19 protein-coding genes are annotated in these 22,203 nt (G+C 73.3%); 11 read left to right on the forward strand and 8 right to left on the reverse strand.

Going from position 1 to position 22,203, the window contains the following annotated elements; all coding sequences use genetic code 11:
* Positions 1-11 precede the first annotated feature (11 nt).
* The 5 genes from V6U88_RS24100 (at position 12) to V6U88_RS24120 (ending at position 6,201) form a co-directional block, all read left to right on the forward strand.
* Complete coding sequence (locus tag V6U88_RS24100; protein WP_154940700.1) at positions 12-464, forward strand: SCP2 sterol-binding domain-containing protein; 453 nt, start codon at positions 12-14, stop codon at positions 462-464.
* A gap of 1 nt (position 465) precedes the next feature.
* Positions 466-1,680 carry an acyl-CoA dehydrogenase family protein gene (locus V6U88_RS24105; RefSeq protein ID WP_334456362.1) on the forward strand — a complete coding sequence of 405 codons (1,215 nt, stop codon included), beginning with the start codon at positions 466-468 and terminating at the stop codon, positions 1,678-1,680.
* Positions 1,681-1,847: 167 nt separating this feature from the next.
* Positions 1,848-3,410: an AMP-binding protein gene (locus V6U88_RS24110; RefSeq protein ID WP_334456363.1), complete on the forward strand. Its 1,563-nt coding sequence runs from the start codon at positions 1,848-1,850 to the stop codon at positions 3,408-3,410.
* A gap of 88 nt (positions 3,411-3,498) precedes the next feature.
* Positions 3,499-4,677, forward strand: coding sequence for a serine hydrolase domain-containing protein (locus V6U88_RS24115; protein ID WP_334456364.1), 1,179 nt, complete (start codon positions 3,499-3,501; stop codon positions 4,675-4,677).
* Positions 4,678-4,854: 177 nt separating this feature from the next.
* On the forward strand, positions 4,855-6,201 hold the full coding sequence (locus V6U88_RS24120; RefSeq protein WP_334456365.1) for an MFS transporter: 1,347 nt from the start codon (positions 4,855-4,857) through the stop codon (positions 6,199-6,201).
* 22 nt (positions 6,202-6,223) lie between these two features.
* Here V6U88_RS24120 and purD read toward each other — a convergent pair whose 3' ends face one another.
* The 3 genes from purD to V6U88_RS24135 all read right to left on the reverse strand — a co-directional run bounded on the left by purD (position 6,224) and on the right by V6U88_RS24135 (position 9,972).
* Positions 6,224-7,477, reverse strand: a complete 1,254-nt coding sequence (gene purD / locus V6U88_RS24125) for a phosphoribosylamine--glycine ligase (RefSeq protein WP_334456366.1) — start codon at positions 7,475-7,477, stop codon at positions 6,224-6,226.
* A 90-nt stretch (positions 7,478-7,567) separates the two neighbouring features.
* Entirely contained in the window at positions 7,568-8,491 is a 924-nt protein-coding gene (locus tag V6U88_RS24130) for a type IV toxin-antitoxin system AbiEi family antitoxin domain-containing protein (RefSeq protein ID WP_334456367.1), read from the reverse strand.
* 191 nt (positions 8,492-8,682) lie between these two features.
* A complete protein-coding gene (locus tag V6U88_RS24135) occupies positions 8,683-9,972 on the reverse strand; it encodes an adenylosuccinate synthase (RefSeq protein ID WP_334456369.1) in 1,290 nt (429 codons plus the stop codon).
* A gap of 123 nt (positions 9,973-10,095) precedes the next feature.
* Between V6U88_RS24135 and V6U88_RS24140 the strand changes: the two genes are divergently transcribed.
* Positions 10,096-11,106: a hypothetical protein gene (locus V6U88_RS24140; protein ID WP_334456370.1), complete on the forward strand. Its 1,011-nt coding sequence runs from the start codon at positions 10,096-10,098 to the stop codon at positions 11,104-11,106.
* A gap of 526 nt (positions 11,107-11,632) precedes the next feature.
* Positions 11,633-13,372: a chromosome partitioning protein gene (locus V6U88_RS24145; RefSeq protein WP_442934685.1), complete on the forward strand. Its 1,740-nt coding sequence runs from the start codon at positions 11,633-11,635 to the stop codon at positions 13,370-13,372.
* Positions 13,373-13,417: 45 nt separating this feature from the next.
* On the opposite strand, the gene V6U88_RS24150 is transcribed toward V6U88_RS24145, so the two are convergent.
* On the reverse strand, positions 13,418-13,846 hold the full coding sequence (locus tag V6U88_RS24150) for a DUF3151 domain-containing protein (protein ID WP_334456372.1): 429 nt from the start codon (positions 13,844-13,846) through the stop codon (positions 13,418-13,420).
* A 251-nt stretch (positions 13,847-14,097) separates the two neighbouring features.
* Here V6U88_RS24150 and V6U88_RS24155 point away from each other — a divergent pair, with 251 nt between their 5' ends.
* The gene (locus V6U88_RS24155) at positions 14,098-15,309 is read left to right on the forward strand and encodes an LOG family protein (RefSeq protein ID WP_334456373.1); all 1,212 of its coding nucleotides are present in this window, start codon (positions 14,098-14,100) and stop codon (positions 15,307-15,309) included.
* Positions 15,310-15,361: 52 nt separating this feature from the next.
* On the opposite strand, the gene fbaA is transcribed toward V6U88_RS24155, so the two are convergent.
* Both fbaA and V6U88_RS24165 read right to left on the reverse strand, forming a co-directional pair.
* Positions 15,362-16,384 (reverse strand): class II fructose-bisphosphate aldolase, encoded by a 1,023-nt coding sequence (fbaA, locus tag V6U88_RS24160; RefSeq protein WP_334456375.1) that lies wholly within the window; start codon positions 16,382-16,384, stop codon positions 15,362-15,364.
* Positions 16,385-16,510: 126 nt separating this feature from the next.
* Positions 16,511-16,894: a phage holin family protein gene (locus tag V6U88_RS24165; protein ID WP_334456377.1), complete on the reverse strand. Its 384-nt coding sequence runs from the start codon at positions 16,892-16,894 to the stop codon at positions 16,511-16,513.
* Between the two features lie 131 nt (positions 16,895-17,025).
* Between V6U88_RS24165 and V6U88_RS24170 the strand changes: the two genes are divergently transcribed.
* The gene (locus tag V6U88_RS24170) at positions 17,026-17,238 is read left to right on the forward strand and encodes a hypothetical protein (protein ID WP_334456378.1); all 213 of its coding nucleotides are present in this window, start codon (positions 17,026-17,028) and stop codon (positions 17,236-17,238) included.
* Here V6U88_RS24170 and V6U88_RS24175 read toward each other — a convergent pair.
* Both V6U88_RS24175 and V6U88_RS24180 read right to left on the reverse strand, forming a co-directional pair.
* Positions 17,229-18,317: an LCP family protein gene (locus tag V6U88_RS24175; RefSeq protein WP_334456379.1), complete on the reverse strand. Its 1,089-nt coding sequence runs from the start codon at positions 18,315-18,317 to the stop codon at positions 17,229-17,231. The two genes, V6U88_RS24170 and V6U88_RS24175, sit on opposite strands and share 10 nt — an antisense overlap.
* Entirely contained in the window at positions 18,314-18,799 is a 486-nt protein-coding gene (locus V6U88_RS24180; protein ID WP_334456380.1) for a SigE family RNA polymerase sigma factor, read from the reverse strand. Before V6U88_RS24180 ends, V6U88_RS24175 begins: the two co-directional genes overlap by 4 nt.
* A 143-nt stretch (positions 18,800-18,942) precedes the next feature.
* Between V6U88_RS24180 and V6U88_RS24185 the strand changes: the two genes are divergently transcribed.
* Complete coding sequence (locus V6U88_RS24185) at positions 18,943-20,451, forward strand: LPXTG cell wall anchor domain-containing protein (protein WP_334456382.1); 1,509 nt, start codon at positions 18,943-18,945, stop codon at positions 20,449-20,451.
* 189 nt (positions 20,452-20,640) lie between these two features.
* Entirely contained in the window at positions 20,641-22,182 is a 1,542-nt protein-coding gene (locus tag V6U88_RS24190; RefSeq protein ID WP_334456383.1) for an LPXTG cell wall anchor domain-containing protein, read from the forward strand.
* Positions 22,183-22,203 lie beyond the last annotated feature (21 nt).

Consider the following 22,203-nt stretch of genomic DNA (forward strand, 5'->3'; position numbering starts at 1 on the left):
TGCATTCCCCCATGACTGACTTCGACCCGGCCAACTTCGCCAACGTCGGCCCCAAGGAGTTCGCGCAGCTCGTCAAGTCCACCCCCGACGACAAGATCGCCGAGGTGATGTCCGGCGACCTGCGCGGCAAGATCCTCAGCGAGGTCTTCGGCCGGATGCCGCAGCTGTTCCGCGCCGACCGGGCCGGTTCCACCAACGCGGTCATCCACTGGAACATCACCGGCCGGCCCGACGGTGGCACCGACACCTACGAGGTCGCCATCGCCGACGGCACCTGCACGGTCAACGAGACCCCGCAGCACGACCCGAAGCTCAGCCTCACCATGGGCCCGGTCGAGTTCCTGAAGATCGTCTCCGGTGGCGCCAACCCGGTGATGATGTTCATGACCGGCAAGCTCAAGGCCAAGGGCGACCTGGGCCTGGCGGCCAACATCGCCAACCTGTTCGACATCCCCAAGGCCTGACATGGCCGAGTTCTCGCTCGACCTGAACGAGGAACAGCGGGATCTACGCGACTGGGTGCACGGCTTCGCCGCCGAGGTCGTGCGCCCGGCCGCGGCCGAGTGGGACGCCCGGGAGGAGACTCCCTGGCCGATCATCCAGGAAGCGGCGAAGGTCGGCCTTTACGGCTTCGAGTTCCTCGCCACCTGCTGGGCCGACCCCACCGGCCTCTCCCTGCCGATCGCCAGCGAGGAACTCTTCTGGGGTGACGCGGGCATCGGCCTGAGCATCTTCGGCACCGGCCTCGCGGTCGCCGCCATCTACGGCGCGGGCACCCCCGATCAGCTGGTCGAGTGGGTACCGCAGTGCTTCGGCGACGTCGACCAGCCCGCCGTGGCCGCGTTCTGCACCAGCGAGCCGGAGGCCGGCTCCGACGTCGGCGCGATGCGTACCCGGGCGGTCTACGACGAGGCCACCGACGAGTGGGTGCTGCGCGGGCAGAAGGCGTACGCCACCAACGGCGGGATCGCCGGGGTGCACGTGGTCACCGCCTCGGTCGAGCCGGAGCTGGGCTCGCGCGGGCAGGCCGCGTTCGTCGTACCGCCGGGCACCGCCGGGCTGAACGCGACCCGCAAGCTGCGCAAGCTGGGCCTGCGCGCGTCGCACACCGCCGACGTCTTCCTCGACGACGTACGCGTGCCCGGGCGCTGCCTGCTCGGCGGCCGGGACGCCCTGCTGGAGCGGCTCGACCGGGCCCGCTCCGGGCAGAAGGCCTCCGGGCAGGCCGCGATGCGCACCTTCGAGCTGTCCCGGCCCACCGTCGGCGCGCAGGCGCTCGGCGTGGCCCGGGCCGCCTACGAGTACGCCCTGGACTACGCGAAGGACCGGGTCCAGTTCGGACGGCCGATCATCGCCAACCAGGCGGTCGCGTTCGCGCTGGCCGACATGAAGATGGAGATCGACGCCGCCCGGCTGCTGGTCTGGCGGGCCTCCTGGATGGGCCGCAACAACCGCCCCTTCACCGCCGGCGAGGGCTCGATGTCCAAGCTCAAGGCGGGCGAGGTGGCCGTCGCGGTGACCGAGAAGGCGGTGCAGCTGCTCGGCGGCGCGGGCTTCCTGCGCGACCACCCGGTCGAGCGGTGGTACCGGGACGCCAAGATCTACACCATCTTCGAGGGCACCTCCGAGATCCAGCGGTTGGTCATCTCCCGCGCCATCTCCGGCATGCAGATCCGCTGACCCGTCACCGTCGGTGGTGGCGTACGCCACTGCCGGCTGTCCACCAGCTGGCAACTGCTCGCACCGGTTGGGCTACCGGAAGCATCCGGTGCATGATCGAAAGGTGACGTCCCGTGTGAAGGGCCCCCGCGGGGGCCCTTCACCGCACCCCCGAAGGAGGCCGCCACATGGACCTGCCGTTCGTCGTGGCCACGCTGACCCGGCGGGGGCTGCTCACCCCGGGCCGGCCGATCCGGGTCGCCTCCCAGCTTCAGGCGCTGCGCAAGTGGGGCTGGAGCCTCGCCGGCGAGCTGCGCCAGGCCGCCGCCCGCGACCCGGGCCGGGTCGCCGTCATCGACGAGCAGGGCGTCGAACTGACCTATCAGGAGCTGCTCGACCGGGCGGAACGACTGGCCCGGGCGATGCGTACCGGGCTCGGCGTGCAGGCCGGCGACCGGGTCGGGGTGCTCTGCCGCAACCACCACGGGCTGATCGAGGCGGTCGTCGCCGCCACCGTGCTCGGCGCCGACGCGGTGCTGGTCAACAGCGGCCTCGCCGCCGCGCAACTGGCCACCGTGGCCGAGGAGCAGCGGCTGCGGGTGCTGGTGCACGACGACGAGTTCGCCGACCGGCTCCTCGGCCTCCCCGCCGAGGTGCACCGGGTGGACGAGCGCGGCCTCGAGGAGCTGATCGCCGGCGCGCTCCCCGGCGACCTGCAACCGCCCGAGCGCGACGGCCGGACGATCGTGCTCACCTCCGGCACCACCGGCGCGCCGAAGGGCGCCCGCCGCCCCACTCCCAACGGGTTCGGCCCGCTGGTGTCCATCATCGACCGCATCCCGCTGCACGCCCGGGACACCGTGATGATCGCCGCGCCGCTCTTCCACACCTGGGGGTACGCCGCGCTCCAGGTCGCCTTCGCGCTGCGCGCCACGATCGTGCTGCACCGCCGGTTCGAGCCGACCGCCACGCTGGCCGCGCTCGTGGCCCACCAGTGCCAGGCGCTCTTCGCCGTACCTGTGATGGTGCAGCGGCTGCTCGACGTGCCGCCGCCGGATCCGCGGCCGCCGCTGAAGGTGGTCGCGGTCAGCGGCTCGGCGCTGCCCGGCGGGCTGGCGCCGCGGTTCATGGACGTCTACGGCGACGTGGTCTACAACCTGTACGGCTCGACGGAGGTCTCCTGGGCCTCCATCGCCGGCCCCGCCGACCTGCGCGAGGCGCCCACCACCGCCGGCCGGCCGCCGCACGGCACCCGGCTGGAGATCCTGGACGACGACGGCGAGCCGGTGCCCAACGGGCGGGTCGGGCGGATCTTCGTGGGCAACGAGATGCTCTTCGAGGGCTACACCTCCGGGGCGCGTCGGGAGACCCACGACGGGCTGCTCGACACCGGCGACCTCGGCCGGATCAACGCCGACGGGCTGCTCTTCGTCGACGGCCGCGCCGACGACATGATCGTCTCTGGCGGGGAGAACGTCTTCCCGTCCGAGGTGGAGGATCTGCTGGCCCGCCTCCCCCAGGTCCGCGAGGCCGCCGTGATCGGCGTACCCGACCCGGAGTACGGCCAGCGGCTCGCCGCCTTCCTCGGCCTGCACCCCGGCGAGGTGCTCGACCCCGAGGCGGTCCGCGAGTACGTCCGGCACTACCTGGCCCGGTTCTCCGTACCCCGGGACGTGATCTTCGTGAAGTACCTGCCGCGCAACGCCACCGGGAAGGTGCTCAGCCGGGAACTGCGCCGCTACTACGGTTGACCGAGGGGTACCCCGAGCCACCGTCCCGGGTACGCCAAGGGATTCTCCCCGATGCTCCCGGCCCCACCCGGGCGGGAGGCTCGACCGTATGAAGATCACGAACAGCCGTACCCCCGTCCTCGTCGTCGCGGCGCTCGGCCTGGCGCTGACCGTCGCCACCCCCGCCGCAGCCGCTCCGGGCAGCGCCGCCGGCCGGGCGGGAGCCACCTGCCACCCCGGCACCCTCGATCCGTCCCCGCTGCGCGCGTCGATCAGCGGCTTACCGAACGCCGACGCGACCAGCGCGCAGGTGCGCATCTCCACGCCGGAGGGCTGCTGGACCGGCGTCAGCGGAGTGCGAGACCTGCGCAGCCAGGCCCCCGTCCCGCCGCACGCCCGGTTCCGGATCGGCAGCGTCACCAAGGTCTTCACCGCCGCGCTGGTGCTGCAACTGGCCGCCGAGGGCCGCATCGACCTGGCCGATCCGGTGCAGCGTCACCTGCCCGGGCTGCTGCCCGCCGACTATCCGACCGTCACCGTTCGCCAGCTGCTCGACCACACCAGCGGCATCCCCAGCCCGACCATGCCGGACGGGATCGAGTGGCAGCTCGCCCACCGGTACGACCGGTGGACGCCGGAGCAGGTCGTGCGGCTCGGCCTGCGCAACCCCCGGGAGTTCGAGCCCGGGACCAGGCAGCACTACACGAACATGGGCTACATCGTCGCGGGCCTGCTGGTGGAGAAGGTCACCGGCCACCCGTACGCGCGGGAGCTGGAACGGCGGATCGCCGGCCCGCTGCGCCTGCGCAGCACCTACGCCCCCGGCGACGACCCGCGCATCCTCGGTCCGCACGCCCACGGATACCAGGCCGTCGTGCGCGACGGGGCCACTGAACTGGTGGACGCGACCACGTGGAGCCAGACCTTCACCCCGGCCGCCGGCAACGTCATCTCCAGCCTGGTCGACCTGGACACGTTCATGACCGCACTCTTCGCCGGCCGGGTCGTGCCGCCGGCCCAGCTGGCCGAGATGTTCACCCTGCCCGCGGTCCCCGACATCGCCGGCGGTCCGGCCCGGTACAGCGTCGGGCTCACCGCGTTCCCACTGCCCGGAGGCGAACTTCTGTGGATCAAGACGGGGTCCCGGTTCGGGTATTTGACCGGCGTGGCGTCCACTCGCGATGGTCGGTTCCGGATGCAGTACTCGATCACCGGGACCGACGCCAAGGGTGAGGAGCTCAGCCGTACCGCCCAGGCCGTCATCGGTGCCGGGCTCGGAATGCTCTGACGACGCTCCGTCGGGCGGGGACCTCCCCGCCCGACGGGCGGGCCGGTCGTCGGTCGGGGACGGCGAGCCGGCCCTCGACCGCGGCGGCGGCGATGTCGGTGCGGTGCGGCGAGCCGACCTCGGCCCGACGCCGGATCCGACGGTCGGGACGGAGCGGGTTGACCTAGGCTGACGATCATGGGTGGCTCCGGTCCGGTCGGGCACCGGCGTCGCACGCCGCTGCTCCTGGTCGAGGCCGCCACCCTGCTCTCCGGCATCGGCAACGGCGTCGCCATGGTCGCCCTGCCCTGGCTGGTGCTGGAACGCACCGGCAGCGCCACCGCCGCCGGCGTGGTCGCGGCGGCCACCGGGCTGCCCCTGCTGCTGTCCAGCCTGATCTCCGGAACGGTCGTCGACCTGCTCGGCCGGCGCCGCACCGCCCTGATCTCCGACACCCTCTCCGCGCTGTCGGTGGCCGCGATCCCCGTGGTCGACGCGCTGATCGGGCTGAACCTGACCTGGATCGTGCTGCTCGCCGCGCTCGGCGCGGTCTTCGACCCGGCCGGGCTGACCGCTCGGGAGACGCTGCTCCCGGCCGCCGCGCAGACCGCCCGCTGGCCCATCGAACGGGCCAACGGCGTGCACGAGGCGGTCTGGGGAGTCGCCTTCCTGATCGGACCGGGCGTCGGCGGCGTGCTCATCGCGGCACTCGGCCCCGGCCCGACGCTCTGGGTCACCGCCGGTGGCTTCCTGCTGGCCGTCCTGCTCATCGCCGCCGTCCGGCTCCCCGGGGCGGGCCGGCCGGAACGCCCACCGGCCGGGCTGCTCGCCGGCACCACCGAGGGGCTGCGCTTCGTGTGGCGGGACCCGCTGCTGCGGGCGATCGGCCTGATCACCATGGTGCTGGTGGCGCTCTACCTGCCCGTCGAGGGGGTGCTGCTGCCGGCGTGGTTCGTCGCCGAGGGTCAACCCGCCCGGCTGGGCGCCGTGCTGATGGCGATGAGCGCCGGGACCATCGTCGGCGCGCTCGGCTCCGGCTGGGCGGGTCGCCTGCTGAACCGCCGCGCCCTCATGGCCGGCGCGCTGGTGGTCACCGGCGGCGCGCTGGTCGGGCTCGCCGCGCTGCCGCCGTACCCGGTGATGCTCGGCTGCGCCGCCCTGGTCGGACTCGCGTACGGGCCGGTCAACCCGCTCTCCAACTACGCCATGCAGACCCGCACCCCGGAACGGCTGCGCGGCCGCGTCGTGGGGGTGATGACCTCGCTGGCGTACGCCGCCGGCCCGGCCGGCTACCTGCTCGCCGGGCCGCTGGCGGAGGGCGTCGGGCTGCGACCGGCCTTCCTGGTGCTGGCCGGTGCGCTGCTGGTGGCGGCGCTGGTCGCCGCCCCGCTGCCGGTGCTGCGGCTGCTCGACGCGCCGCCGCTGCACCCGCCCGCACCTCCGGGCGGCACCACCGGCCGGACCGAGGGGCCGGTACCGCTCGGCGAGCAGTGGGCCCCCACGGCCCATCGCGACCCAACCGGCGGGTCGGGGGCCACTTTGTGATCGGAGTGCCCGGTCGGGCCGGTCAGCCGCCGGCGGGAACGGTGATCCGGCCGTCGACCGCCGCGGCGGCGATGTCGGTGCGGTGCTGCGAGCCGGCCAGCTCGACGCCGCGTACCAGGGCGTAGGCGGCGTCCCGCGCGGCGGCCAGGTCGGGGCCGGTGGCCGTACCGCAGAGGACCCGGCCTCCGGCGGAGAGCAACGCGCCGTCGGCGGCCCGGCGGGTGCCGGCGTGGATGATCCCGGCGCGGTCCGCGCCGGTGATCACATCACCGGTACGCGGGGACGCCGGGTAGCCCTCGGCGGCGACCACGACGGTGACGGCGGCACCGGCGCGCCAGCGCAGCGGCGGGTGCGCGGCCAGCGTGCCGGTCGCCGCGGCGTGCAGCAGCCCGGCCAGCGGGGTCTCCAGCAGCGCGAGGACCACCTGGGTCTCGGGATCGCCGAAGCGGGCGTTGAACTCGATCACCCGGGGACCGGCGGCGGTCAGCGCCAGCCCGACGTAGAGCAGCCCGGCGAACGGGGTGCCCCGGCGGCGCAGCTCGGCCAGCGTCGGGTGCACCACGTCGGCCATCACCTCGTCGACCAGGCCGGCCGGCGCCCAGGGCAGCGGGGCGTACGCCCCCATGCCGCCGGTGTTCGGGCCGGTGTCGCCGTCGCCGATCCGCTTGAAGTCCTGCGCCGGGAGCAGCGGCACCGCCGCCTCCCCGTCGGTGACCACGAAGAGGGAGACCTCCGGACCGTCGAGGTACTCCTCGATCACCACCCGGCCGCAGTCGCGGGCGTGTGCCAGCGCGGCGTCCCGGTCGTCGGTGACCACCACGCCCTTGCCGGCGGCCAGCCCGTCGTTCTTCACCACGTACGGCGCCCCGAAGTCGTCCAGCGCCTTCGCCGTGCTCTCCGCGTCCGTGCAGGTGTACGCCCGCGCGGTCGGCACCCCGGCCGCGGTCATGATCTCCTTGGCGAAGGTCTTGGAACCCTCCAGCCGAGCGGCCTCGGCGGACGGCCCGAACACCGCGATGCCCTTGGCCCGCACCGCGTCGGCGACCCCCGCCACCAGCGGTGCCTCCGGCCCGATCACCACCAGGTCGGCCTGTACCTCGACCGCGAGCCCGGCCACGGCCCCCGGGTCACTGGCGTCGACCTCCCGCACCTCGGCGAGCGCAGCGATGCCGGGATTCCCCGGCGCCGCGATCAGCGCCTCCACGGACGGATCGTCAGCCAGCCCGAGCGCGAGCGCATGCTCCCGCCCCCCGCCACCCACAAGAAGTACCCGCACGACCCCGCATCCTACCGACCCCACCACCTACGCCGTTGATCATGAAGTTAGCGGCAATATCTGAGATCCACATCGCCGCCAACTTCATGATCAGCGCGGTCGGGCGGCGGTGATGGCCTGGCGGACCGTCCAGGGGATGTAGTGGGGGTCCAGGGTGTCCTGCCAGGTGAAGCGGAGGATGGTCCAGCCGGCGTTGAGCAGGCGGTTCTGGCGACGGCGGTCGGCGAAGAGGGCTTCCGGCCTCCCGTGGACGGCTCGGCCGTCCGCTTCGGCGATCACCCTCGGACCGCGCCAACCGAGGTCACCGACCCCGAGGAGGTAGCCGTCGCCATCCCGTACTTCCAGTTGGAGGGCATCCGGAGGGACCTTGCCATCGACGCAGCGCAGTCTCGTCCGGGTCTCCAGCGGTGACTGGGCCCGTCCGTCCGCCTCGACGAGGTGGCCCCGAGCGGCCACCGCACCCCTCCTTCCCCTGATCAACAGGGGAATGGCGGCGAGCTCGTCCGGTGTGACGAGCCGGCGGTTCAAGGCGGAGTCCAGAACCGAAACGGCGGGGTAACGACCGGCCGTCAGGATGACGTCGACCACTGTGCTCAGGGGCGAGGTCGCCGGTATGCCATTCACCGCCAGCAGCGACGCCGCCGGACGCTCCAGTTGATGCAGCACGACGGCCGGGTCCGACGGCCGAGCCGGCCTGGCCGCCCGGCCGGGCAGCGCGACGTGGATCTGCTCGCTCGGCGGCAGCCCCGCGATGCCGTGCAGCTCGGCCGCGGTTCCGAACACCACATGCGCCGCCGGGCCGAACGACAGCACCGCGGCACGGATGCGCGCTCGACGCGACGGCGCCGTCCCGGCGTCGATCTGGTACACCGCCCTGGCCGGCATGCGCCAACGCCCGAAGGTGACCAGGTTGTCGATCTCGTGACGACTGAAGCCCGCCGCAAGCGCCTGCGCCCGCGTCACCACCCCGTCCTGGCCGCCGGCGACCGCACCCAGCACCTGCTCCCGCCCCATGGCCCACCGTGGCCCACGGAACGCCCCCTCACACCCCCCCTGTGGATAACCCACCTCACCCTGTGGACAACCACCCTCTCCCCCTCACCGTTGATCATGAAGTTAGCGGCGAAGTGGATCGCAGACACTGCCGCTAACTTCATGATCACCGGGGTGATTTCGGGGAGCGGGGGCGGGGGCCAGCCGGGGGGTTAGGGGAGGAGGGGGTGGCGGAGGACGTTTTCTTCGCGGCCGGGGCCTACGCCTACCACGCTGACTCTGGTGCCGGTGATCTCTTCGATCCGGGCGATGTAGCGGCGGGCGTTCTCGGGGAGGTCGGCTTCGGTTCGCGCCTTGGTGATGTCCTCCCACCAGCCGTCGAGCTCTTCGTAGATCGGCTTGGCGTGGTGGAAGTCGGTCTGGGTCATCGGCATGTCGTCGAAGCGCTCGCCGTTGATCTCGTACCCGACGCAGATCGGCACCTTGGCCAGGCCGGTGAGCACGTCCAGCTTGGTGACCACAAGGTCGGTGACGCCGTTCAGGCGGCAGGCGTACCGGGCGACGACGGCGTCGAACCAGCCGCAGCGGCGCTCCCGGCCGGTGGTGGTGCCGTACTCGTGGCCGATCTTGCGCAGGTGCTGGCCGTTGTCGTCGAAGAGCTCGGTCGGGAACGGCCCGGAGCCGACCCGCGTGGTGTACGCCTTGCTCACCGCGATCACCCGGTTGATCGCCGTCGGCGGGATGCCCGCGCCCACGCACGCCCCACCGGCCGTCGGGTTCGACGAGGTGACGAAGGGGTAGGTGCCGTGGTCCATGTCGAGCATGGTGGCCTGGGCACCTTCGAGCAGCACGGTCTCGCCGCGGTCCAGCGCGTCCCAGAGCATCACCCGGGTCTCCGCGATGTACGGCTTGAGTCGCTCGGCGTACTGGAGGTACTCCTCGATCGTCGCGTCGACGTCGATCGCCTTGCGGTTGTAGATCTTGAACAGCAGCTGGTTCTTCTCGCGCAGCGCGAGTTCCAGCTTCTTGCGCAGGATGCCCGGGTCGAGCAGGTCCTGGAGCCGGATGCCCATCCGGGCGACCTTGTCGCCGTACGCCGGGCCGATGCCCCGGCCGGTGGTGCCGATCCGGGCCGAGCCCAGGTAACGCTCGACCACCCGGTCCAACGCCCGGTGGTGCGGCATGATCAGGTGCGCGTCGCCGGAGATGCGCAGCCGGGAGACGTCCACGCCGCGCTCGGCGAGCCCGTCGATCTCGGCCAGCAGCACCTTCGGGTCGACCACCACGCCGTTGCCGATGACGATCATCGCGCTCGGTGAGAGCGCCCCGGACGGCATCAGGTGCAGCGCGTACTTCTGCCCGTCGGGAGTGATCACCGTGTGGCCGGCGTTGTTGCCGCCGGAGTAGCGCACGACGTAGTCGACCCGCTCACCCAGCAGGTCGGTAACCTTGCCCTTGCCCTCGTCGCCCCACTGAGCGCCGATGAGCACGATCGCTGGCATCTTTTCCGCCTCCAGAAGGCTCGGGTGCCAGGTGGCGACCGGTTGGCGAGCCCGGGGTGTCAGGCTAACAAGTAGTGACGGCGGGACCGGCAGGGGTCGCGTCGAGAGGCAGGAGGCTCCTTCGTGTACGACGTGGTGCTGCTCACCCTCGGCTCGGAGCGGGACGCTCCCGGTGGAGGCTGCGGCAGTGGGGGAGCCTGCTGTGGTGGCGCGACCGAATCCGACGGCGCAGGTGCCCCGAAGCCGCCCGAGGAGCGCTGCGAGACGCCGCGCGTACCGGTGCTGGCCTGCGCGGACGCGCTGACCGCCCGGGGCGCCCGGGTGGAGACCGTCACCGCGCGCTCGGACGCCGAGATCGACAGCGTGCTGGCCCGGCTCGACGCCCCCGCCCGCCCCGACGGCCTCACCTGGCCCGACCCCGATTCCAAGACCCGGCTGATCGTCGCCACGGCCACCGATGCCCAGTTGCGCGCCGTCCTGCGCCGGCTGGTCCGGCGGTACGCCCCACCGCCCAGCCGCCGGCCGGCGGACCTGGCCGGCGACCGTACGGTGCCGGACCTGCCGACGATCGGCGTACTGCCGCTCGACCCGGCCCGGAGCGGCGCGGGGCGCGACCTCGCCGCGCAGCTCGGGCTGCCCCGCGACCCGGCGGCGGTGGCCGCCGCGGTGCTGGACGGCACTCCCCGCCGGCTCGACCTGCTGCGCAACGACGCCGGCTCGGTGACCCTGGACGGCGCCCTGCTCGGCGCCGCGGACGACGCGGGACGCCCGCTGCACTGGCGCGGCCGGATCGAGGTGGACGACGCGGTGCTCTCCAACGGCGAGGACCCGATCCTGGCCTGCGCGATCGGCAACGCCGGCGGGTACGCGACCCTGGACGGGCTCCCGCTGCTGACCAGCCCGGACCCGACCGACGGCGCGGTCGAGGTGGCGGTGGCCGTCCCGGTGGTCGCCCGCTCGAGGTGGGGCAGGAAGCGGGTCCGGTTCGAGGTCCGCCGGGCCCGGGGGCGGGCCGTGGCGGTCGTCCCCCGGGACGAGAAGATCCCCTTCCTCGACGACGGTGTCGAGGGCGAGCTGAACCGCAAGCGGTCGTGGTGGACCGAGGCGGGCGCCTGGGCGGTCTGGACGAGCTGACCCGAAACGGCGTTCCGCTACGTTCCGTAACCGGAACGGGACCGCCTATCCTCGGCAGGAGGAATGGGGAGGAACCGTGGTGGACGAGAACGCCGACCGGGGCCAACTGCCCGGCCAGCATGCGGTGCCGGAGCGGGACATCGAACCGCTCTGGCCACCCGACGCGACCGACACCGCCCCGCCCTGGGGCGTCCCGCCCTCGCCGCTGTACCCGTCGCTGACCGCAGAGGTCAACGCCAGCCCGGTGGGCGACGGCTGGACGGCACCTCCGCCGGACGGCGACTGGGCGTCCCTGCGACCCGACGAGTCGCAATCCACGCCGCCGGGCCCGCACCCGCCCAGTCCCGGGTTCCGGTCCGCCGGACCGGAGAGCACCGGCGACGCCGTCCCGCCTCGCAGTGGGTTCGCGGGCAGCGGGGACCGCGCTCCCGGCGCGAACGGCGGCCCGCCCGGCGCGAACGGCGCGGCCAGCGGGCACGGCGTGGCGGCCACCAACGGCACCGCCACCGGCCCGAGCGCCCCGACGGTGAGCGCCACGAGCACCGAACCCGGCATCGCGGCCACCGATCACAGGCTCGACGGACCGGCGGCCGGCGAGGTGGGGCCGACGGTCGGGAACGCCTGGTCGCCGGCCGAGCCGGTGGAGGACGCCGGGCCGCCGGAGGACGCCGAGCCGCCGGAGCGCGCCGTGCAGCCGGAGCGCGACGTTCCGGCACCGCGGGTGGGGCAGCCCGCCCCGGTCGACCTGGACCTGCCGTTCACCCTGGACCAGCCGATCACCACCCCCGCGCCGCACACCGCGCCGGGTACCCCGGTGGTACCCCTGCCGATCACCCCGGAGGCGGGTGCCGGTCGGGCACCGGGCGAGTCGCCCTGGGCCCAGCCGCCGCAGCGCTCCTCCTCCGCGTTCGCCGGCGACGAGGCGGCGGGCGACCCGGAGGCGGGGCGCGGCGAGGCGATCGGCAGCGCGACCGTGCCCGGACAGCCGGCGGAGCCCACGCCCCCGGCGCCGAGGCTGGGTCCGTTCCCGCCGTCGCCGGGCACGCCGCTGGCCCCGCCCGGCCCGCACCCGCCGACGGAGTACCCGCCGGGACCCACGCTGGCGGTGCCGCCGCCGCACGCCCATCCGCCGCAGCCCGGGCCGGCACCGGTCGCCCCCGCGCACCCCGGCCCGCCGCAGCCCGCGCCGGGCCCGCCCGCGCCGCCGCAGCCGCCCGCCGGGTGGTACCAGCCCTCCTGGCAGGGCAGCACCCCGCCGGCCGGGCTGCCCCGGCAGCCGCACCCGGAGCCACCGGCGCAGGCCGGCTACCCGGACGCGGGCTGGACGCCGGACGGCGGGACCGCGCCGACCGCCGAGGACTTCGCCCGCCGCCGGCAGGCCCGCCCGGCCGACCCGGTCGCCACCATGGGGGTACGGGCGGTGGTGAACCGGATCGGCCTGGTCAAGCTTCCTCCGGGGCGGCACGAGCAGGAGGTCAAGCGGGACGTCGAGATGGTCCGCCGCAACTTCGGCGGGCTGCGCCAGGTGACCGTGGTGAACCCGAAGGGCGGCGCCGGCAAGACGGTGGCCATCCTGCTGCTCGCGATGACCTTCGGGCAGAAGCGCGGCGGGTACGTGCTGGCCTGGGACAACAACGAGACGCAGGGCACCCTGGGCATGCGCGCCCAGCAGGACTTCCACTCCCGTACGGTCCGGGACATGCTGCGCGACCTCGGGCAGTTCCAGGGCGCGCACGGCCGGATCGGCGACCTGTCGCAGTACGTCCGCTCGCAGGGCGAGGGAATGTTCGACGTGCTCGCCTCGGACGAGTCGGCCACCGGCGGCGAGATGCTGACGGCGGCCGCCTTCGCGGAGATCCGCGAGGTGGTCAGCCGGTTCTACAAGCTGATCTTCGTGGACACCGGGAACAACGTCCGGGCGCAGAACTGGCAGGCCGCGATGGACGCCACCGACCAGTTGGTGGTGACCATGTCGGCCCGCAACGACTCGGCGGAGACGGCCGCCCGGATGCTCGACCACCTGGAGCAGAGCGGCCGGCAGCGGCTGGTCCGGCAGGCGGTGACGGTGGTCTCGATGCCGCCGTCCCGCAAGGAGATCGACCTGCCGGCGATCCAGGAGCACTTCGCCGCCCGTACCCGGGCGGTGCTGCTCGCGCCCTACGAGCGCCTGATCGACAGCGGGGAGCCGATCCGGTACGGCGGGCTCTCCTCGGCGACCCGGGACGCCTGGCTGAAGATCGCCGCCGCGGTGGCCGAGGGGTTGTAGGCGCGACGGCCGGCCCGGTGGGCCCGGACCGGCCGTCGCGACGGATCACTCGCTGCCGAGGGCGTCCCCGGCGGCCGGGTCGCAGTCGCGCAGGAACTGCGCGCAGCGGGCCGCCTCGTCCGCCTCGCCGATCTCGCCGGCGGCGCGGGAGAGCACGTACAGGCAGCGGAGGAAGCCCTGGTTGGGCGCGTGCGACCAGGGCACCGGGCCGTGCCCCTTCCAGCCGCTGCGGCGCAGCTGGTCGAGGCCCCGGTGGTAGCCGGTGCGGGCGTAGGCGTACGCCGGGATGACCTGACCGGCGTCGAAGGCCCGGGTCGCCAGCACCGCCCAGGCGGCGCTGTAGGTCGGGAAGCGCGCCGCGACCTCGGCGTACGCCTCGTCGGTGCCCTTATCGGCGGCGGCCGCGAGCGTGGCGTCCGCCTCTTCGTGCGCGGGCAGGAGGGTGGCCGGTGGCTCAGGCAACAGGTTCTGCATCGTCCCATTCAACCGGCTTCGCCCCACGGCGCGCGAGCGGATCGGCCCGGCGCGCTGGCTGAACGGGGGAGGCGTCCGTCACGCCTGCGGCCCATGCCGCCGCGAGATGTTTTCCATTACAACTATTGGTCCGGAGCCTCCCCAGGACCCGGTTACGCAGGAGCCCGGCGGTTTCGACCGCCGGGCTCCTGTCGTCCGGGCCACGGGCGGGGCAGGTTTGGCCCCTTGCCCGGCGCGGGCAGGATGGCCAGGTGCCGACTCCACCTCCCGCAGACGTCATCGCTCCGCACGACACCGGCCACGACGAGATCGAGACCCGCGCCGAGTTCGACCGGCGCCTGGCCACCGGCAGCCTCGCCGGCCTGACCGTGCAGGGGCTCCGCCTCGACCTGGACCCGGTCCCCGACCTGACCGGAACCCAGGTCGCCGGGACCCTCTTCGTCGGTTGCCGGTTCGGCTCCCGTGAGGTCGGTGCCGACCTGGTCCGGCGCGGGGCGAACGTGGTGCCGCCCTTCTCCGGCCTGCCGTACCCGACCCAGCCGTCGCACCTCTACACCCCCGAGGAGCTGGCCGCCGGGTTCGCCGAGGGCGGCTTCGCCGGGATGTACGACACCCGGGTGTACGCGCACTTCCGCGAGCACGGCGGCGCGCTGCCGGACGTCCGGGAGGCGCTCGGCCAGCGGCTGCACGACCACGGCGTGGACAACGCCCTGGTCGACGCCACCCGTGCCTGGCTCGCCACGCACGGGCCGCAGTCGGTGGTGGGAGTGATGGGCGGGCACGCCGTGCCGCGCGGCAGCGTGCCGTACCGGATGGCGGCGGTGCTGGGCTGGGAGCTGGCGCGGGCCGACCGGCTGGTGGTGACCGGCGGCGGGCCGGGCGTGATGGAGGCGGCCAACCTAGGCGCGTTCCTCGCCGCCTGGCCGGCCGACGAGCTGAACACCGCGATCGACCTGCTCGCCGTGGCGCCGGACTTCACCGACCACGACCGCTACACGGCGGCGGCGCTGGCGGTCCGCGAGCGGTACGCGGGCGGACCGGCCGTGCCGCAGCAGCGCGCGCCGGAACTCGACTGGGCCCGCTCCGGCGGACTGGCGATCCCCACCTGGCTGTACGGGCACGAGCCGGCGAACCTCTTCGCCGGGCGGATCGCCAAGTACTTCTCCAACGCCATCCGGGAGGACACCATCCTGCGGCTGGCCCGGGGCGGAATCGTGTTCGCGCCCGGCCGGGCGGGCACGGTGCAGGAGGTGTTCCAGGCGGCGACGAAGACCTACTACGGCACCGACGGGGCGAGCGGGGCGTACGTCTTCCTGGACCGCGCGTACTGGACCCGGGAGCTGCCGATCGAGTCGCTGCTGCGGCCGCTCTTCGCGGCGTCCCCGTTCGGTGACCTGTCGACCACCGTGCACCTCACCGACGACGTCCGGGAGGCCGTCCGGGTGCTCACCGCGACCACCTGAGACGCCGACGGCCGGCTCCCGGGCGGGGAGCCGGCCGTCGTGCTGACCGCTGTTACTTCAGCTTGGTGCCGGTCGAGCGCAGGTGCTCGCAGGCCTCGACGACGCGGGCGGCCATGCCGGCCTCGGCGGCCTTGCCCCAGACGCGCGGGTCGTACATCTTCTTGTTGCCGACCTCGCCGTCGACCTTCAGCACGCCGTCGTAGTTGCGGAACATGTGGTCCGCGACCGGCCGGGTGAAGGTGTACTGGGTGTCGGTGTCGATGTTCATCTTGACCACGCCGTAGTCCAGCGCCTCGCGGATCTCCGACAGCAGCGAGCCCGAGCCGCCGTGGAAGACCAGGCTGAGCGGCTTCTCCTTGCCGTACTTGGCGCCGACCGCCATCTGGATGTGGTCGAGGACCTCGGGGCGGAGCTTGACGTTGCCCGGCTTGTAGACGCCGTGCACGTTGCCGAAGGTCAGCGCCGCCATGTAGCGGCCCTTCTCGCCGAGGCCGAGCGCCTCCACCATGGCCAGGCCGTCCTCGACGGTGGTGTAGAGCTTGTCGTTGATGGCGTTCTCGACGCCGTCCTCCTCGCCACCGACCACGCCGACCTCGATCTCGAGGACGATCTTGCCCTTGGCGGCCTCGTCGAGAAGCTGCGCGGCGATCTCCATGTTCTCCGCCACCGGCACGGCCGAGCCGTCCCACATGTGCGACTGGAACAGCGGCTCCTCGCCGCGCTTCACCCGCTCCTGCGAGATCCCCATCAGCGGCCGGACGAACTTGTCCAGCTTGTCCTTCGGGCAGTGGTCGGTGTGCAGCGCGATGTTGACCGGGTAGTTCTTGGCCACCTCGCGGGCGTACGCGGCGAACGCCACCGCGCCGGTGACCATGTCCTTGACCGACGGGCCGGACAGGTACTCGGCACCACCGGTGGAGACCTGGATGATGCCGTCGCTCTCCGCGTCGGCGAAGCCCTTCAGCGCCGCGTTCAGCGTCTGCGACGACGTCACGTTGATCGCCGGGTACGCGAACCGGCCGGACTTGGCCCGGTCCAGCATCTCCGCGTAAGTCTCGGGGGAAGCGATGGGCATGTCGAACGCTCCTTACTTACCGCTCTCGGCCGAGCTGGCCGCTGTCTTCCATCGGGTGCGCCGGACCGCGCTGTCCACCGCCGGCAGTATCCCGTAGAAGGTGTCGGCGGGCACAACCGCCTCCCCTCACCGGTCCTCCAGACTGTCCGGTACGGCGACGCTGATCAGCCAGCTCACCACCGCCATCACGATGGCCCCCCAGAAGGCGGCCCAGAAACCGTCCACCCGGAACGGCAGTTCCAACCCGCGCGCGATCCAGTCGGTCAGCAGGAACAGCAGCGCGTTCACCACCAGCGCGATCAGGCCGAGGGTGAGCAGGTAGAACACGCAGCCGACCACCTTGATGACCGGCTTGAGCACGGCGTTGACCACGCCGAAGATCAGCGCCACCACGACCAGCGTGGACGCCGTCTCGGTGCCGTTGCGGCCGGTCACGTCGACCCCGGGCACGATCAGCGTGGTGACCCACAGCGCGACCGCGGTGATCACCAGCCGGATCAGGAAGCCCACGCCCCCATCCTGGCACCGCCGGGCAGCCCCGGTGGGTCGATCCACCGAGTCCGCTTCCCGCGCCCAGCGGGCGTCCACCCCGCGCAGCCCGTACGGTGTGGGGGGTATTCCGCCGGAACCAGGGAGGGACGATGGGTCAGCCCGACGAGGACTTCACCCCGAGCGACCACCTCAGCCCGGAGGAGCGCGACCTGGAGGCCGAGCCGGCCGACGCGGTCGAGCAGGCTGCGGTGGCCGGCCCCACCGAGGGTGACGCCGAGCCGCACCGCGGCCTGGAGGTCGACGACTGGGACGCCATCGAGCAGGCCCGGGTGGTCACCGCCGACGAAGACGACTACCGCTGAGCCCCCAGCGCGGTCACCCGGTCCGGGTTCGCCGCCACCCACCCGGCGAGCCGGTCCTGGCGTAGCGCGCTGAGGAAGGCCGGCGCCGCGCGCTCGTCGAGCACCGTGCTGCCCGGCCGCTCTGGCGCTTCGACGGTCGGCAGGACGAGACCGACCGGGGCGGCCCGGGACGCCTGCACGGTGCGCGTGAGAAGCTCCGGCAGCGAGGCCTCGCCGGTGTCGGCGACCAGGTCCGGGCCGAGGGCCACCAACAGCCGGCTCAGTGCCACCGGGTTGCGCAGGGTGTCCCCACTGCCGAGCTGCCGCACCAGCCCCGCCGCGTAGCGCTGCGCGTTGCGGTCCCGGTCCTGGGCCCCCCAGGTCATGCCGTACCGCTGCCGGAGCAGGTCGACCGAGCCGGTGCCGTCCAGCCGCTGGCAGCCGGCCGGGAAGACGCGCCGGGTGTGCACCGAGCGGACCTGCTCCGGCAGGCAGACCTCCACCCCACCGACGCCGTCAGTGAGCCGTCGCAGCACCGGGTACGTCAGCACGGCGCCGGCGTCGATGCGTACGCCGGTGGTGTCGGCGACCACCCGCCGGGTCAGGTCGTAGCCCCGGCGCAGGTCGGGCCGCGATGCGGTGGCGCCTAACTGGAAGGAGCTGTTCAGCTTCTGGGTACCGTGCCCGGGGATCGCCACCATCAGGTCGCGCGGCAGCGACACGAGATAGAGCCGGCTCCGGTCCGCCGGGACATGCACCAGCAGCACCGAGTCGGCGCGGGGGACGAAATCGGCGCCGCGGACCCGCGAATCGGGGGCGCCGTCCACCCCGACCAGCAGCACGTTCAGCACGCCGCGGGGCGCGACCCGGTCGGCGGGGAACTCCGCGGCGGCGGTGTGCCCGCCGAGCGACGGAACGACCCGCGGCACCGCGATGCCGAGCAGGCCCAGCACCGCCAGCGCGGCGGCCCCGACCCGGAGCCGGCGGCGCCGACGGCGCCGGCGTACGACGATCCGGTCGACGGCGGCCCGCAGCGGCCCGACCGGCGGGGTCAGCGACTCGTGGCGGGCGAAGGCGGCCCGCAGCTCGTCCTCGGTCATGAGCAGACCTCCACGTGTTCGGCGCGCAGCGTGGCCAGGGCGCGGGAGATGGACGACCGGACGGTCCCGACGGCGCAGCCGAGGATCTCGGCGATCTCCGCGTCGGGCAGGTCCTCGTAGTAGCGGAGCACCAGGCTGGCGCGCTGCCGGCGGGGCAGCCGAGCGAGCCAGGACCAGACCTGGTCGCGCTCCACGGCGTCCTGGGCGTGGTCGGTGGCCTGCGGGGCGGACTCCTCCGGCTCGCCGCGCAGCAGCACCCGACGCATCCAGGAGCCCCGCCGCCAGTCGACGTACTGGTTGGTGAGCATCCGGCGGACGTAGCGCTCTGGGGACTCCGCCCGGGCCACCCTCCGCCAGTTCAGCTGGACCCGGACCATCGTGTCCTGCACCAGGTCCTGCGCCTGGTGCGGATCGCCGGTCAGCATGACCGCGTACCGCAGCAGCGCGGTCAGCCGCGAGTCGGCGAACTCCTCGTACGTCACTGCACCTCCCGGTGTCCCGACCCTGATGACGGAGCCGGGCGGCCGAAACGTTGCGCCGCCCGCCCGCGGGCGCGGCGTATCCGCGGGACAGTGCCATCCGTGAGAGGCTGACCACGCTCCGCCACCGATCGGGAGGACAGTCCATGCTCCGGCACTCCATCCGGCGCTGGCTCGCCGGAGCCGCCGTCGCGGGCGCGTTCCTCGCCGCCACCGCCATCCCGGCGACCGCGGCCGGCGGCCTGCGGATCTCCGCACGTGACCTGCTGGTCGCGCCGGGGCACAGCGCCCCGGGTGCGGTACGCGTCGACTTCGACGGCATCCCCTCCTCCCAAGGGGTGCCGGTGACCCTCGACATCGATCTGTCCGAGTGGGGCACCCTCGGCACCTTCACGGTGACCGACGACGGCGGATGGGACTGCGCCCGGCGTGCCGACACCCTGCACTGCCTGGGTGCGTTCGGCAGGTGGAGCCGGACGCCCACCCTCTACTTCCAGCTCACCGCGCGGGCCGACGCCCCGCTGGACGGGCGGGCCGAGCTGAGCGTCCGGGGATCGTCCTCCGTCGGCACGGCCACCCGGAAGATCACGGTCAGCGTGGTCGAGGGGGTCGACCTGGTGACCGAGCCGAAGACCGCGCTCCGCGCCGCGCCCGGCGGCACGGTCGAGCTGACCAGCGCCGTACGCAACGCCGGCCCGGTGCCGGTGCGCGGCGCGGTGCTGACCCTCGACGCCGACATGGACGTCATGTCGGTCGACAACTTCCGCAACTGCCGGCGCCAGGAGGCAAGACCCACCATCTGCCGGTTCGACACCGAACTGGCGCCCGGGGTCACCTACCGGCTGTCTGCGCCACTGCCGCTCACCCTCAAGCCCTTCCTCCGCAGCGGGCTCGTGCTGCCCAACCGCCTGCAGTGGTGGACCACCGACGACTGGGCGCTGGTCGAGCAGGACCCGGACGTGCCGCTCCCACCGGGCACCCCCGGCACCGGTGCCGAGTTGCGCCTGGTGGCCCAGGGGACGGCGCAGCAGAGCGACACCGCCGCCTGGAACAGCTGGACCGCGGTGAGCATCACCGTCACCGGCGAACGGACCGCCGACGCGACCGCCGTCGGGGGCCGGGTCAGCGCCGAGGTCGGCAACCGGGTGACGGTGACGCCCGGATTCCGCAACCTCGGGCCCACCACGGTGGAGATCTGGCGGGAGATCCCGCTGGTGCGGTTCCGCATCCCCGACGGGACCACCGCGGTCGAGGTGCACTGGGGGTGCGCGCCGATCGGCGCCGGCCCCTGGAATCCCGGCGACACGTACGGCCAACCCGGTGCGCGGGAGTACGGGTGCAGCGGCCCGGGCGACATCGCCGGTGTCGGCGAGACGGTCTCGTACCCCTTCACGCTGCGGGTGGACCGGCTGCCGCAGCCGAGCGCCGGGACGGTGACGATCGACGTCGAGGCCGACACCAACTCGGCCAACGACCGGGCGGAGATCGTCCTCGTCCCGCCGGCGGGAAGCGGCGGCAACGGCGGTGGCGACGACTCGCTACCCATCACCGGCGCATCCACCGCCCTGACGATGGCCGTCGGCGGGCTGCTGCTCGCCGCCGGTACGACGGGGGTCCTGCTGGCCCGCCGTCGGCGCGCCGACTTCGTCGCCTGACCAGCGCCGCGTCACGCCGCGTCGCCGCCCCGGTGACGGGGTGTCGCCAGGGCGCGGCCGTTGCGCCGGTCATGCTCAGCCGTTCGGCTCGTTTGCCTTCTCCCGAGGCCGTTCGGGGTGACGGGGAGTTTTAAGCAGTCCTTAAGATCCGCAGGCTCCACCTGGACACCCCCACGGGAGGAACCCCCAATGCTCACGCACTCCACCCGGCGCTGGCTCGCCGGGTTGGGCGTCGCAGGCGCGTTCGTCGCCGCCTCCGCCACCCCCGCGTCCGCCGCCGACGCCCCGTTCGAGGTCGTGGCGCAGGACATGCTCGTCGCCTCGGATCACACTGGCTTCGCGTACGTCTACGCCGAATCGACCGACTCGGAGAAACCGCACCAGTTTGGCCGCACCGCCCTGGACATCGATTTCTCCGGCATCTCCGACTTCGCCGTCCTGGAGCAGCCCGGCGAGGGCTGGGGCTGGGCGTGCGAGACGAGCGGCCAGGCCGTGCACTGCGAAATTGAGTTCGCTGAGGATGACGGCCCCTGGCTCGGCATCCAGGTGACCGGCAAGCACCAGGCCACGCCGGGTCAGAAGGGTGAGCTGAAGTACGCCATCACCTCCGGCGGCCGGACGGTCAAGGCCTCCTCCACCGTGACCGTCGCCGAGGGCGTCGACCTTCAGACCAAGCCCGAGGCAAGCGTCAGCGGCGCACCCGGCAGCCGGGTCGGCATGCCGGCGGTCGTCCGCAACGGAGGGGAGACCACCAGCCAAGGCGCCGCCCTGGTGTTGCACGGCGACTACCTCTCCCAGTACGTTGGCGACTTTTCGAACTGCCGTCCGACCGACATGATGGGCGCGCTCTGCACGTTCGACGAGGACCTCTTGCCGGGCAGGACCTACCGGCTCTCCGAGGAACTGCCCTTCCAGCTCCACGAGGATGCCCGTACGGGCGCCATCCTCCGCGGGGCGGGCGTCTGGTGGACCAAGGACGACTGGGAGCTGGTCAGCCGGGACTGGCCGCAGGACGGCAAGCCGGGCAAGGGGTCGAAGCTGCACCTCGTCGAGCAGACCGGCGCCAAATCGCTGTCACCGCAGACCGACCTCGACCAGCAGAATAATTTTACCGATATTTCGGTACGGGTGACCGGTGACAACCCGGCGGACCTCAGCGCCAAGGGCGCCACTGGCAGCGGCAAGGTGGGTGACGTCGTCCGGGTGAGCCCCAGCTTCACCAACCTCGGTCCGGCCCTGCTCGAGTACCAGGACGGTCCGTTGTTCCGAGTTTCCGTTCCGCAGGGCACGACGGCCGTTGAGGTGTCCGGCGACTGCAAGCCCTACATCTCGGACGACAAGTGGGACCCGTGGAACGGGAACTGGGGTGAGCCTGGTGCCCGCGAGTACGGGTGCATGGCCAGCGAGACCCCCAAGGGCATGGAGTATCCGTACGAGTTCGCGCTCCGGATCGACAAGGTGATCCCGGGCGTCACCAGCCCGGTCGCGGCCAGGCTGGCCGGCGACCCGAACAGGAAGAACGACCACGCCACCATCGTCGTAAACCCGACCGACGCCGGGGGCGACGGCGGCGGGGGCGGCGGCGACGGCGACGGCGACGGCGACGGCGACACGCTGCCGATCACCGGTGAGTCCACCGCCCTGGTCGCCGGCGTCGGCGGCCTGCTGCTCGCCGCCGGTGTCGGCGGCTACGTGGTGGCCCGCCGCCGCCGGACCCGCTTCGTGGCCTGATCCCACTCGCACACCAGTGCC

The sequence above is a fragment of the Micromonospora sp. CPCC 205739 genome, from assembly GCF_036906795.1.
Lineage (GTDB): Bacteria > Actinomycetota > Actinomycetes > Mycobacteriales > Micromonosporaceae > Micromonospora.